At 70.9% G+C, this 13339-nt stretch carries 13 protein-coding genes and 1 pseudogene; 8 read left to right on the top strand and 6 right to left on the bottom strand.

What is annotated here, in order from left to right:
• Positions 1 to 60 precede the first annotated feature (60 nt).
• A complete protein-coding gene (locus tag MB828_RS02590; RefSeq protein WP_301646764.1) occupies positions 61 to 726 on the top strand; it encodes a CoA transferase subunit B in 666 nt (221 codons plus the stop codon).
• 442 nt (positions 727 to 1168) lie between these two features.
• On the opposite strand, the gene MB828_RS02585 is transcribed toward MB828_RS02590, so the two are convergent.
• The gene (locus MB828_RS02585; protein WP_206306379.1) at positions 1169 to 1840 is read right to left on the bottom strand and encodes a hypothetical protein; all 672 of its coding nucleotides are present in this window, start codon (positions 1838 to 1840) and stop codon (positions 1169 to 1171) included.
• A complete protein-coding gene (locus MB828_RS02580; RefSeq protein WP_301646763.1) occupies positions 1837 to 2460 on the bottom strand; it encodes an RNA polymerase sigma factor in 624 nt (207 codons plus the stop codon). Before MB828_RS02580 ends, MB828_RS02585 begins: the two co-directional genes overlap by 4 nt.
• Positions 2461 to 3092: 632 nt before the next feature.
• On the opposite strand from MB828_RS02580, the pseudogene MB828_RS02575 reads away from it, so the two are divergent.
• The 4 genes and pseudogenes from MB828_RS02575 to MB828_RS02560 form a co-directional block, all read left to right on the top strand.
• A pseudogene (locus tag MB828_RS02575) lies at positions 3093 to 3272 on the top strand (hypothetical protein); the annotation flags it as partial.
• A 53-nt stretch (positions 3273 to 3325) separates the two neighbouring features.
• The gene (locus MB828_RS02570) at positions 3326 to 6196 is read left to right on the top strand and encodes an AfsR/SARP family transcriptional regulator (RefSeq protein ID WP_301646761.1); all 2871 of its coding nucleotides are present in this window, start codon (positions 3326 to 3328) and stop codon (positions 6194 to 6196) included.
• Positions 6197 to 6494: 298 nt separating this feature from the next.
• Positions 6495 to 6782, top strand: coding sequence for a hypothetical protein (locus tag MB828_RS02565; protein WP_301646760.1), 288 nt, complete (start codon positions 6495 to 6497; stop codon positions 6780 to 6782).
• Positions 6783 to 6876: 94 nt separating this feature from the next.
• Positions 6877 to 7344 (top strand): hypothetical protein, encoded by a 468-nt coding sequence (locus MB828_RS02560; protein ID WP_301646759.1) that lies wholly within the window; start codon positions 6877 to 6879, stop codon positions 7342 to 7344.
• 94 nt (positions 7345 to 7438) lie between these two features.
• Here MB828_RS02560 and MB828_RS02555 read toward each other — a convergent pair whose 3' ends face one another.
• On the bottom strand, positions 7439 to 7648 hold the full coding sequence (locus MB828_RS02555; protein ID WP_301646770.1) for a hypothetical protein: 210 nt from the start codon (positions 7646 to 7648) through the stop codon (positions 7439 to 7441).
• Between the two features lie 32 nt (positions 7649 to 7680).
• On the bottom strand, positions 7681 to 8331 hold the full coding sequence (locus MB828_RS02550) for a hypothetical protein (RefSeq protein ID WP_301646758.1): 651 nt from the start codon (positions 8329 to 8331) through the stop codon (positions 7681 to 7683).
• Positions 8332 to 8565: 234 nt separating this feature from the next.
• Between MB828_RS02550 and ctaD the strand changes: the two genes are divergently transcribed.
• Together ctaD and MB828_RS02540 are read left to right on the top strand one after the other, a co-directional pair.
• Positions 8566 to 10260, top strand: coding sequence for an aa3-type cytochrome oxidase subunit I (gene ctaD, locus MB828_RS02545; protein WP_301646757.1), 1695 nt, complete (start codon positions 8566 to 8568; stop codon positions 10258 to 10260).
• Between the two features lie 17 nt (positions 10261 to 10277).
• Positions 10278 to 10622: a cytochrome C oxidase subunit I gene (locus MB828_RS02540; RefSeq protein ID WP_301646756.1), complete on the top strand. Its 345-nt coding sequence runs from the start codon at positions 10278 to 10280 to the stop codon at positions 10620 to 10622.
• Positions 10623 to 10645: 23 nt separating this feature from the next.
• Here the strand turns inward: MB828_RS02540 and MB828_RS02535 are convergent, their stop codons facing one another.
• Entirely contained in the window at positions 10646 to 11500 is an 855-nt protein-coding gene (locus MB828_RS02535; RefSeq protein WP_301646755.1) for an MBL fold metallo-hydrolase, read from the bottom strand.
• 358 nt (positions 11501 to 11858) lie between these two features.
• Between MB828_RS02535 and MB828_RS02530 the strand changes: the two genes are divergently transcribed.
• Complete coding sequence (locus tag MB828_RS02530) at positions 11859 to 12407, top strand: DUF3291 domain-containing protein (protein WP_301646754.1); 549 nt, start codon at positions 11859 to 11861, stop codon at positions 12405 to 12407.
• Between the two features lie 383 nt (positions 12408 to 12790).
• Here MB828_RS02530 and MB828_RS02520 read toward each other — a convergent pair whose 3' ends face one another.
• A complete protein-coding gene (locus MB828_RS02520) occupies positions 12791 to 13318 on the bottom strand; it encodes a DUF6584 family protein (protein WP_301646752.1) in 528 nt (175 codons plus the stop codon).
• Positions 13319 to 13339 lie beyond the last annotated feature (21 nt).

Raw genomic sequence — 13339 nt, 5'->3', positions numbered from 1 at the left:
CCCCGCCCCCGCCCCCGCCCCCGCTCCCGCTCCCGCTCCCGCTCCCGAGGAGAAGTGACCATGCCGTTCGACCGTGACCAGCTCGCCGCCCGCGCCGCCCGGGAGTTGCGCGACGGCGAGTACGTCAACCTCGGCATCGGTCTGCCGACCCTCATCCCCAACCACCTGCCGGACGGGGTGCACGTGGTGCTGCACTCCGAGAACGGCATCCTCGGCGTGGGCCCCTACCCGTACGACGGCGAGGAGCACCCCGATCTGATCAACGCCGGGAAGGAGACGGTGACCACCGTCGCGGGCACCTCGTACTTCGACTCGGCCTTCTCCTTCGGCATGATCCGGGCCGGTCGGATCGACGTCTCCGTGCTCGGCGCCATGCAGGTGTCCGCCCACGGCGACCTGGCCAACTGGATGATCCCCGGCAGGATGGTCAAGGGCATGGGCGGCGCGATGGACCTGGTGCACGGCGCCCGCCGGCTCCTGGTCGTGATGGAACACGTCGCCAAGGACGGCAGCCCGAAGCTCGTCGAGGAACTCAGCCTTCCTGCCACGGGCCGCCGCGTCGTGGACCGCGTCATCACCGACCTGGCCGTCATCGACGTCACGCCCGAGGGGCTGCGTCTGGTGGAGACCGCCCCGGGCGTCACCGTGCGGGAGGTCATGGCGGCGACGGCTGCGCCCCTCGTCGTCGACGCCGCTCTCGCGCGTCGGTGCCCTCGACATGGCTGATCGCGGGCTCGTCCGTGGCCGCCGGAGGGTTCCTGCGGCGGCCACGGACGTGAGTCACGGGCGGGAGGGCCACATCGCCTTGGCGCCGCGGGGCCGGGCGGCCTGCTGAAGCGCTTCGGTGTCGCTCACCCCTCGGATGGAGACGGCGGGGGGCGCTGGTGTGATCTGCCGGAGGGAATCGCAGCAGGGGTGGTGACACGGCAGGAGGACCACGACGCCGACGAGGCCGGGTTCAGTGCGGTGGCGGGTGGCGCGCAGCAGGGTGCGCGGTGGGGCAGTCGGCTGGTTCTTGTCCGGCAGGGGTGGGCGGGGGCTAAGGTGCATGGAAGGCGTCCCTTTCGTATGGCGTCGTGGTGGGGAGTCCGCCCGGCCGGTGGCCTCGGAACCGGTGGCCGGTACGGGACTCCCCGCCTTCTGTCTTTTCCTCGCGTGCCGGGCCGGTTCAGCGGTCGGCGGCGAACTCCTGCAATCGGTCGACCAGTTGACGGTCGGGCCGGGCGACGATCACGGAGCGGCCGGGAGTGCGTGCGGCGAGCCGGTCGACCTCGTGTTCGAGGCGGCAGGTGGGGGCCAGCGCGGTGGAGCCGTTGGTGCGGACGTAGCGGGCGAACAGCTCCAGTCCTTCGAGGAACGCGGCGTCGGGCGGTGCGGTGTCGGCCATGGAGTGGGTGAGCTGGTGGAACCAGTGCCGGGCCCGCTTGGACTCGCCGAGGGCCAGGTGGTGCAGGTGCAGGCAGTACGCGGCGGCGCGGCTGCCGGCGCCGGCGGCGAGCTGCCACCAGAACTGGGCGGACTCGGGATGGCGGGTCAGGTAGAGCAGGCAGGCGAAGGCGAGGGCACCGTCGACGTCCAGGTGTTCCTCTGTCAGCGGGCCGCGCTCGGGGCCTTCGGCGATCTTGGCGACGTGGTCGGCGACGGCCGGTTCGTTGAGAACCCACCGGCACACCACGCCCAGGCGCTGGCCGGCCTGGGCGGCGCGGGCTATCTCCGTGGCCGGGGTGCGCCGGCCCGCGTCGGCGGCGAGCCGGCGCAGGCCGGCGGCGACGTCGAACCGGCGCGGGGCCGTGGCGGGCAGCCGGACCTCGTTCAGCAGGGCATCGAGTGTGGTGATCACGGTCGCTCCCCCTTCGGGTGGCGCTTCTTGTGTTCGTCGGGCAGGCCGAGCTTGATGCGCAGGCGTTCCTTGCCGCGGCGCAGGTGGTGGCCGACGGTGCGTTCGTCGATGCCGACGTACCAGGCGACCTTGGCGGTGGGGTAGCCGAGGATGTAGCGCAGCACGATCACCTCGAACTGGCGGTTGGGCAGTTCCGAGATGGCCTCGTACAGGCCACTGGTCGACTCCATCTTCTGCAGCTTGTCCCGGGCCGTGGCGAGTGCCGGGGCGAGCGCCTGGGCGATGGGTCCGTTGATGACGAACGCCGGTGCGCGGCCCTCCCGGTCGAGGCGGTCGTGCACGGCCCGCCGCATGATCGCCCAGGCGCCCTGCTCCAGGGAGCCCGAGCTCAGCAGTTCCGTCCAGCCCGCGTGGATCTGGAGGAAGACCTCGTGTATGACCTCTTCGGCCACCTCGCGGGTCCCGAAGTGGACTTCCGCGTAGGCGTGGAACGGTTCCTGGTGCCCGAGATAGAAGGCCTCGAAGTCCAGCGGCAGGTCCAGCGGCAGGAACATGGACTGTGAGAGTGCGGAACGCGGCTCGGCGTCTGGGGTGCCCTCTCGGGCGTCTTCGTGACTCACACAGGCCTCCCGGCGGCACAGCACATGGGCAGGCGTTTCCTCTCCATTGAGGGTCGGCTGGGACCGGCGCCAACTCGTGCGCGCCGACGGCCCGTTGGGCCTGAGACCTACCTAAGTGGTTCATGTGGTCGATCACTCATGCACACCCGGGAAAAATCGCCGGGAGCACCGGCCCAGGGTGTGCTGCAATCTTCAACAAGCACTGCTAGTCACCGTCGGTAGCCTTCTGACCAGGCCCGACCCGGCCGGACAGCAAAGCGAACACCTCTGCGCATCTCGAAAGTGTTCTGCATCACACCAGGCCCGCCACCCCGCGCACGACTCGCGCGCGAAGGGAGGCAGATTCCATGCGCACCCCCGAGCTTCACTAGGAGTGACTACTGTCGAACGGGACCAGCGGCCGCCGCGGCTCATGCGGTGACGTGCGTTCACCCATCCACATCGTTGCTGACGCAAAGAACGGACCGATATCGGCACAGGAGGGACGGTGTGCGCACAGCGGGGCCCGACTCTTCGTGACCTCGGGGACGGTGGGAGGCAGGATGCCGGTCATGACCACACCCGCAGCAGAGATCACGGATGCCGCCGCCTACGCACAGGCCGTCCAGGACGCCGTCGGGGCGGCGGCCGCGTACCTCGTCGTCGCCGGCGAGAACGCCGGTTCCAAGCGTGCCAAGGCGGAAGCCCTCGGCACACGTCTCGCCACTCCCGACGAGGACTGGTCTCAGCCCCGCACCGATCGTGCACAGGTCAGTGCCGGCTCGGATGTGGGCCCGAATCCGCACTGGCCGGACGGAACCTTGTCGGGCTGATTTCTGCCCGCGTAGCGTGTGTTGTGGCCGTCTGATCGCCGGGGGTCGTAGTGGTGACGTTCAGACTTCTCGGGCCCGTCGAGTTGGTGGGCCTTGGCCGCGTCGACGTAGGTCCTCCGCAGCGGCGGTGCGTGATGGCGGCGCTCGCGGTGGACGCCGGGCGGGCGGTACCAGTCGAGACGTTGATGAGGCGGGTGTGGGGTGAGGACCCGCCGGAGGGGGCGCGTCAGGCGCTGTACGCGCATGTCGCCCGTATCCGGCGGGCGTTGGCGGACGACGCCGGCGGAGCGGCCCGCCCGCCGCGCCTGCTCCGGCGGGACGGCGGTTACGTGCTGGACACCGACTCCCAGGACGTGGACCTGCACCGGTTCCGTCGCGTGGTGGCCGGCGCCCGCAGAGCCCGCCGCGGCGGCGCCGAGCAGGTGACGATGCTCCGTGAGGCTCTGGACCTGTGGCGCGGGGAACCGCTCAGCGGGCTGTCCGGGGAGTGGGTGTCGCGGATGCGGGACACCTGGCAGCGGCACCGGCTGGACGCGGTCACGGCGTGGGCCGACGCCGAGACGGCGGTGGGCAACCACGCCGTGGTGATCGGCCGGTTGCCCGAACTGATCGGCGAGAACCCGCTCGTGGAACCGCTGGTGGCCGCGCTGATGCGCGCGCTGTACGAGGCGGGGCGCGGTTCCGAGGCCCTGGAGTGCTTCGCCGAGACCCGGAAGCGGCTGGCCGACGAGCTGGGCGCCGACCCGGGGACCGAGCTACGGCGACTCCACCGGTCGATCCTTCAGGGTGCCGCCGAGCCGGCCGAGGCCGCGGATCCGCCGCCCACGGCACGGCCGCCGCGGTCCGCTCCGGTGCCGGCCCGAATGCCCCTGGACGTACGGGCTTTCACCGGCCGGGAGGAGGAACTGGCCCAGCTCGACGCCATTCTCGCGGAGGGCATCGGCGGCTCCGCGATGCCGGTGGTCTCCGTCCTCTCGGGAAGCGCGGGCGTGGGGAAGACGGCGGTGGCCGTCCACTGGGCGCACCGGGTGGCCGACTGGTTCAAGGACGGCCGGCTCTACCTGAACCTCCATGGTTTCGAGCCCTCACGGCCACCCTTGACCCCGGCGGAAGCACTGCCCCGGCTGCTGGAGGCATTGGGCGTGCTCCCCCAGCACATGCCGGTGGGCCTGGAGGCGCAGGCCGGACTGTACCGCGGCCTGCTGGCGGGGCGACGGATGCTGGTGGTGCTCGACAACGCCCGTGACGCCGAACAGGTACGGGTGTTCCTGCCCGGCAGCTCGGGCTGCTTCACGCTGGTGACCAGCCGAAACCGGCTCGCCGGCCTGATCGCCCAGGAAGGCGCCCGGAGCATCGTCCTGGACGTGCTGCCCGCGGCGGAGTGCCGGCGACTGCTCGTCCGCCGGACAGGGGCCGAGCGCGTGATGTCCGAACCGCTGGCCGTGGACGAGATCGTGAGCCGCTGCGCGCGGCTGCCGCTGGCCCTGGTGATCGTGGCGGCCCGCGCGGCGATCGAGCCGCGGCTCGGACTGGCCCGGCTCGCCGCCGAACTCCGGGACGCCCAGCACTCCCCCGACGGGCTGGACTGCTTCGGCGACGAGGACACCCGGACGGACATCCGGGCCGTGTTCTCCTGGTCGTACGGCACTCTGAGTCCTCCGGCCGCCAGGATGTTCCGGCTGCTCGGCGTGCACCCCGGCCCTGACATCAGCGTGGCCGCCGCCGCGAGCCTGGCCGGGCTCCCGGTCGAGTACGCGGACCGGCTGCTGACGGCGCTGACCGACAGCCACTTGGTCACGGAGTACTCTCGCGGCAGATACGTACTCCACAACCTGCTGCGGATGTACGCGGCCGAGCTCGCCGGCACCGTGCACGCGGCCGACGAGACGCGAGCCGCCGAAGACCGCGTGTTCTGCCACTACCTGCACTCCGCCCACGCCGCCGACCGCATGCTGGATCCGTACCGCGACCCGATCGCCCTGCCACCCGTGGTCCACGGCGTCTCCCCCGAGCACGCCGCGGACCACGGGGCGGCCCTCGCCTGGTACACGGCCGAGCACCCGGCGCTCCTCGCGGTGGTGCACTGGTCGGGCGCCGCCACGCGGGCACCCGGCGCCCCGGTCTGGCAGCTGACCCGCGCCCTGAGCACGTTTCTGCAGCGCCGCGGCCACTGGTCCGACTGGGCGACCGCGCAGGAGGCCGCGCTGGCCGCCGCACTGCGCTCGGCGTCCCCGGCCGGCGAGGCCGACGCCCACCGCGGCCTCGGCCGTGCCTGCACCCGTCTGATGCGAACGGACGACGCACTCACCCACCTCGCCCGCGCCCTGGATCTGCACAAAGCCCTCGGCGACCGTACCGAGCAGGCCCACACCCACCTCGACCTGGCCCGCCTGCACGCCCGGCGGGACGCCTACGCCGAGGCGCTGGCCTGCGCCGAGGAGGCCCTCGACCAGTACACCTCCATGGGCCATCGGACGGGACAGGCCCGCGCCCTGAACTCGGTCGGCTGGTATCACGCGCAGCTCGGCGACCACCGCCGGTGTGTGGCGCTGTGCGGGCAGGCCCTGGAACTCTTCACCGAACTCGGCGTCCCCGACGGGCAGGCGGACACCTGGGACAGCCTCGGCTACGCTCACCAGCACATCGGCGACCACCGTCAGGCCGCGACCTGCTACGGCAACGCGGTCGCGCTGTTCCACGGTCTCGGGGACCGCTACTTCGAGGCCGACGTGCTGGCCCACCTCAGCGAGTGCCGCCGCGCCGCCGGCGAGGCCCGGCCGGCCCGGCGGGCCGCCCGGCGCGCGGCGGACATCCTCGACGAACTCGGTGTGCCGGACGCGGACGGCGTCCGCGCGCGGCTCCGCCGCCTCGCCCCGCCGGGCGACGGGTGGGGCCGGGGTACCACGGGTCAGCAGCCGCAGTAGTGGTCCGGGCCCGCGCCGTTGTCGGGCCGTGCCTCGGCCGGCCGGGCCCCGAGGTTGTCGGACCGGGCCCCCGTACACCGCCGAGCAGGGGGCCCGGGAGCGCGCCGCTTCCCGTATCCCTCGCGTCGGCGGGCGCTCGAACGGGCACATCGGCCCGAACCCTCGCCCTTCATTCCTGCCTGAGCCCGGAAGTGGATGCGTCCTCGCGGACACAGGTGTGCGGGTGGCGCACAGGGGTAGACACACCAACCGGAACAAATGCTTCCGGATCGCCGCACGGAGCCAGGAGGAGAAGAGCATGAGGTTGACGCGACGGATCACTGGTGCGGCCGTTTGTGCCGCGCTCGCCGGGGGCGCCGTACTGGCCGGTGGCGGATCGGCGATGGCGGTCCCTTCCGGGCCGGGCGGGCATCACCCGGTTGCCGGCGCCGCGGCCGGCGCCAGGGGCGGCGGCACCGCGCAGCAGGCCAAGGATCCCTGGATCGCTGACCAGCTGGCCGCCTTCTACCCCTCGGCGGCCCACCGACTGGCGGTGTTCGATCCGTGGGTCAAGGACCAGCTGGCCCAGTCCCAGCCTGACCGATGAGTACGGCGGGCCGGGCGCGTCACCTCGGGCCGGTCAGGGAAGGCGGGTCCGGCGCCTGCGCATCGGCCGTGCCCACCGGGGGAACTCGGTCGGCATGATCCAGACCCTTGTACGCGGCGGCGCGGCAGGTGCCGCCGGAACGACCGTACTGAACACGGTGACCTACGCCGACATGGCATGGCGCGGCAGAGCGTCGAGCCAGGCCCCGGCCCAGGTCGTGGACAAGATCGCCCACGATGCCGGGTACGAGGTTCCCGGCTCCGGCGAGACGCGGGACAACCGTCTGTCCGGCCTCGGGGCGCTGTCGGGAATCCTCGTCGGCTGCGGTACCGGGGCGGCCGTCTCGCTGCTGCACCGCGCGGGCATCCGGCCGCCCTGGTGGCTGGGCGGGGCCGTCACCGGCGCGCTGGCGATGGCAGCGACCGACCTTCCCATGGCGCGGCTCGACGTCAGCGACCCGACGAGCTGGTCGGTGACGGACTGGGTCTCCGACGTCGTACCGCATCTGATGTACGGGCTGGTGACGTACGGGCTGGTCGCGGCCACTGACAACAGCGCGTGACACGACGTTTCACTCGTGAGCCGCGGAGCGGAACAGGTCGACCTGAAACAGGGCGGCCCGCTTCCTCATGGGCGTCGCCGTCCTCGCCCTGGTCCTACTGAGCATCGCCGTCCTCGTCCTGGTCCTCGCCCTCCGCCTGTGACGGCGTGGTCCGGGGTACGTCGGGACGGCCGGTCTGCTCCGGCTCGCCGTCCGTACCGTCGCCTGCGTCGCCCTCTGCCTGTGACGGCGTGGTCTCGCTCATGATCGTCTCCATGCTCCGTGCGCTGTCGTCCAGCTGAAGCACCCCGAACTTCGGTGCCATGGTCGCCGGGTACCCCCGCCGAGTCGCCTCTCTCACTCGTCGCCGAGGGCCACCGTCGTCGTGACCTGGGTCAGCGCGGGTTTCCTCGGCACCGAACCGAAGCCGAAGCGCACGGGGGGTTCGACGGGCGCCGTCACTCCCAGATCGACGCCTTCGAAGGACGCCGACACGAGGCGGATCGGCCGCAGGTCCCGGGCGGCGTACCACTCGCGGCGGCCCGTGCGCGCACTTCCCCGGGTCCGCACTCCGCGCAGCAGAATCCGGGCCGGCCAGTCCGTGAGAGCGCTCCACGCCGGACGCCGGGCGAGCGCGCGGGGCACGGCGCGCAGCAGCAGGCCCAGAGGCCCACGCCGTCCAGTGACGAAGCACAGCTCCAGTGAGCCCGCCGTCACCGTCCAGGCGCGGGCCGAGACATCGACTCGTACGGGCACGACACGGACGGTGTCGAAGACGTACGTGGCGCCGATGAACTCCGCCGTCTCCCTGGTGGGGGCCAGCAGCAGCCGCTCACCGTCGGCCCGCTCCAGCATCACGTCATTGAACGCTCCCAACGGTGACTGTTGCCAGTGGCCGAGCACGACGCGGGTCCCGGAGGAAGTGCCGACGCCTGCGATCCAGCCCTCGAAACGCACCCGGCGGCGCCGCACGGCCGATGCTGAGGCCGCGGTGTCACCTCGGTTCATCGGCCCGGGTCCGCCGGGGTGGACTCGCGCAGGATCCCTCCGTCTCCCAGCCGCACATGCCTGACTCCCTCCCCGCCCCTCTCCGCCCGGAAACGCACATACCTGTCGGCCCGCACGACGGCTTGTTCATCTCTGCTCCGCTTTACTCCAATCGTGGATACCGGGCACCCGAACAGCGGTACAGCGGTCCATCCGGCACCTGACCCGCAGACCAAAGCCGCAAGGATGATCCTTGTGACTGTTCTCAACGATCCGGACCATCCGGCCGCCGACTACTACGAGAGTGAAGTGCCACTCCGTGGCCGACAGCCGGGCAATGTCGTGGTCAAGTGGCTCACCACCACCGACCACAAGACCATCGGAACGCTGTATCTGACGACGTCGTTCGCGTTCTTCCTGATCGGCGGCGTCATGGCGCTGCTCATGCGCGCCGAGCTCGCCCGGCCGGGCCTGCAGATCATCTCGCCGGAGCAGTACAACCAGGCGTTCACGATGCACGGCACGGTCATGCTGCTGATGTTCGCGACGCCGCTGTTCGCCGGCTTCACGAACTGGATCATGCCGCTCCAGATCGGCGCGCCGGACGTCGCCTTCCCGCGGCTGAACATGTTCGCCTACTGGCTCTACCTGTTCGGCTCCACCATCGCCGTCGGCGGCTTCCTCACCCCGCAGGGCGCGGCCGACTTCGGCTGGTTCGCCTACTCCCCGCTGTCGGACGCCATCCGCTCGCCGGGTCTCGGCGCCGACATGTGGATCATGGGTCTGGCCTTCTCCGGCTTCGGCACCATCCTCGGTGCGGTCAACTTCATCACCACGATCATCTGCATGCGTGCGCCGGGCATGACCATGTTCCGCATGCCGATCTTCGTGTGGAACGTGCTGCTGACCGCCGTCCTGGTCCTCTTCGCCTTCCCCGTCCTCGCCGCCGCGCTGTTCGCGCTGGAGGCGGATCGGAAGTTCGGGGCACACGTCTTCGACGCGGCGAACGGCGGAGCGCTGCTCTGGCAACACCTCTTCTGGTTCTTCGGCCACCCAGAGGTGTACATCATCGCGCTGCCGTTCTTCGGCATCGTCACCGAGGTCATCCCGGTCTTCTCCCGCAAGCCGGTCTTCGGCTACATGGGTCTGGTCGCGGCCACCATCTCGATCGCCGGTCTGTCCGTGACGGTGTGGGCCCACCACATGTACGTCACCGGCGGTGTGCTGCTGCCGTTCTTCTCCTTCATGACCTTCCTGATCGCGGTACCGACCGGTGTGAAGTTCTTCAACTGGATCGGCACCATGTGGAAGGGCTCGCTGTCCTTCGAGACACCCATGCTGTGGGCGGCGGGCTTCCTCGTGACGTTCCTCTTCGGTGGTCTGACCGGTGTCATCCTGGCCTCCCCGCCGATGGACTTCCACGTCTCCGACTCGTACTTCGTGGTGGCCCACTTCCACTACGTGGTCTTCGGTACGGTCGTCTTCGCGATGTTCTCCGGCTTCCACTACTGGTGGCCGAAGATGACGGGCAAGATGCTCGACGAGCGGCTCGGCAAGATCACCTTCTGGACGCTGTTCGTCGGCTTCCACGGCACCTTCCTGGTGCAGCACTGGCTGGGCGCCGAGGGCATGCCCCGTCGTTACGCCGACTACCTGGCGGCCGACGGCTTCACCACGCTGAACACCATCTCGTCGATCGCCTCGTTCCTGCTCGGCCTGTCGATCCTGCCGTTCCTCTACAACGTGTGGAAGACCGCCCGCTACGGCAAGCCGGTCGGCGTCGACGACCCGTGGGGTTACGGCCGTTCGCTGGAGTGGGCGACCTCCTGCCCGCCCCCGCGGCACAACTTCGTCACGCTGCCCCGCATCCGCTCCGAGTCCCCGGCGTTCGACCTGCACCACCCGGACATCGCCATCGCCGAGGCCGAAGCGCACAGGCTCCACACATGACCGGCGCGGAGCATCGCGTGCGAGACGAACAGACGCCGGGAGCAGGCGGGGACCTCGCCAACCAGGCCGAGGGATACCTGTTGTGGCAGGCCACGATCGCCGAGGCCGAACAGCGGGCGCGGGAGTTCACGGACCGCATGGACTGGCTGACCACGTCCCAGCGCCACGAGGTCGAACGCCACCACATCGAGGACAGCCTGCGCCGGGCACGGCAGGACCTCGAACGGGTCGCCGCCCGGTGCCGGTCCCTGCGCGGAGAGTACGAGCGGCGCTACCGCTCACTGCGCCTGCGCTGTGCGGGATGGACGCTGGCCGTCTGCGCCGCTGCGGTTCTCACGGCGGCGGTGTCCCTGATCCGCTGACGAGAGCAGCCGCTGCCGCCGGCTCACGGGACCGGCGCCGCGCCGGACGTCGCATCGATCCGGGCGTGCTGTCCGTGCCGGCAGTGCACGAGGCGATCGCGGAGGCCGAGGGCGTCGGCCTCCGCGAGGAAGGCGTCCAGGGGTGATCGCATCACGGTGTAGTCGCCGTAGTGGACGGGCAGCACGGCCCGGGGGCCCAGGCGGCGGGCCAGTTCCGCGCCCTGGGCGCCGTCCATGGTGACGACGAAGCCGCCGGGCAGCCGGGTGCCGCCGAGGTGCAGCACCGCCAGGTCGGCGGCCGGGAAACGGCGGGCGATCTCGTCAAGGCCGTCGTAGACCAGCGTGTCGCCCGAGACGTACAGCCGCAGCCGGGGCGCCCCGCCCACGGGGCCGAACTCCAGCATGCTGCCCATCACCGGGGGCAGCAGGCCGCGCAGCACCGGATGGCCGGCGTGCCGGCCCGGCAGCGCGGTCACCCTGACCTGGTCACGGCCGTGCCGGAGGGTGAACCCCTGCCAGGTGCGCAGCCCCGCCGTCCGGGGAAAGCCGTGCACCACCCGCAGCCGACGGGCCGCATGCGGGGTCGACAGCACCGGAACGGCATGGTCCAGATGCCGACGCGCCCGCCGGTCCCAGTGGTCCCCGTGCAGATGCGACAGGACGATCCCGTCCAGACGCGGAAGGTCCTCTACGTCGACGGCGGGTTCGGTCAGCCGCCGGCTGAGCAGTCCGTACCCGAGGTAGGCGTACTGGCCCCGGTGCAGGAAGTTGGGATCGGTGAGGAGGGTGAGTTCGCCGTACCGCAGCAGGACCGTCGCGTTGCCGACGAAGTGGAGATCGACCACGCCGTCCGCGAGGTCGCCGGTGTTCGGAACCATGAGGCACCTCGCTGGTTCTCGCCTGGGTCTCGCCCAGCCGCCTGTGTCGGGAGACGTCCTCGACTGTCGTCCGGCGGACTCTCGCTGGTTGCGGACGTGGATCGCCGGTCGCCGGTCGCCTGTCGCCGGTCGCGGCACGGGACCGGGTACCCAGACATCGCCATCGGGATTCGGCCCGATTGGACATCGTCTCGGCGACCTCGTAGTGGTCGAGCTCCTCGACTCCGCACCGCGGACAGATCCGGCCGGCATGCGGGGAGGGCCACTCGGACAGGGAAAACGCAACTTCGACATGGCTCGCAGAGGCAGCTACCTTCACCGGGGTCCACACCAGGCACCACCGACCAGGGAGAGACGCATGCCCCGTCTTGCTCTGTACACGTTCGGCGTCCTGAAATCACCTCTCGCCGAACCCGCACCTCTCACGCGCGAGTTCTACGACATCGGTGCGGCCGTCTACCGGAAGATCAGCCGGCAGCCCGGGTATCTCGCGCATGCCGAAGCGGCAGACGGTGACCGGGGCACCCTCTTCGAGGCGGACTGGGGCGCATGGGGAGAGTTCGACGTACCGACTTGGTACGACAAGGGCCGGACGGTGGAAACCACGGCCCTGGCCGCGACCCTCTCGCTCTGGACCGGCCTGCGCCCCGCCTTCGACGCCGTCTACACCGGTCTGCACCGTGAGGCGCTGAACAGGCGTTACGACTGGTTCGAGAGGACAGGGCACGCGAATTACGTGTTCTGGTGGGTCCCCGACGGCGTGATACCCACCTGGCGGGACGGGGTTTCCAGGCTGGAGCACCTCCACGACCACGGCTCCGCGCCGCACGCCTTCACCTTCCACGACTCGTTCACCCCGGAGGGGACTCCGGCCAGAATCAGAGCCATCGGGCCGAAGAGCGACTGACGGGATGGCGCACGACCGAGGTCGGGATGTGCCGACGCGCCCCCGCTTGTCTCTCACACCACGCCGCTAGTCCGGCTGGGCGGCGAACAGTTCCAGGTGTGCGCAGGCGGGGCAACGGTAGGCGTCGATCTGCCAGTGCGGTCGGCCCATCCTCCTGGCACCGCCGAGCGGGCCTCGCTTCAGAGGACCCGCGATCCACCGCGCGAACCCGCGAGCGCCTTGTCCGGAGTCCTCGACGAAGCCTGGCTCCAGCCCCACCGCACCGCATTGGGTGCACCGTATGTTGTTCATCGTGGGAGGGAGTGTAGTGAGCGGCTGCGGGCGTTGGTCATCGGGACCAGTTCCCGTCCGGTACGACACCGCGAGATCATTCAAGTCGTCAGTCAGTCGAAGAGGGCGACGAGTCCGTTCACCCAGATCGCGAGGACACCAAGGGTCGCCACCAGGCAGCCGACGCCCGCCAGCACACCGCCGACGGTCCACGGCTCGAAGGGCGCCTCGTACTCCCCTTCCAGGTCGTCCCGGTAGGAGGCGGGGTCGTCCCAGTCGACCGGGTGCCCCAATTCGTCGGCGCAGGCGGTCCGCACCGCGACCAGCTGCTCCTCCGCGAAAGCGGTGGCAGCCATCGCCTCGGGGCCGCGCCAAGCGAGGGCCTTCATCCGCCACCCGGGAGACCCGTACCGCGCCTCGAAGGCAGCGGTCTCGTCGGCGTTCCGGTCCTCCTCGAGGTACATCCAGCGGCCGGCCTCGGCGGCGTCGCCGTAGAGCCGGTACACCTCGGCCAGACGCCGGCGGAGCGTCAGGTCGTACGGGAACGACGAGACGAGACCGCGCAGGCGCTGGCGCGCGACGGGAACCCGGCCGGCGGCCAGGTCTGCGTCGACTCGGGCAAGGGTCTCTCTCAGGGGCACGAACGCATGATCGGGTACCGC

It is taken from the genome of Streptomyces arenae, from assembly GCF_022343545.1.
Classification (GTDB): Bacteria; Actinomycetota; Actinomycetes; order Streptomycetales; family Streptomycetaceae; genus Streptomyces; species Streptomyces humi.
This window is presented reverse-complemented; position numbering and strand designations above follow the sequence as displayed.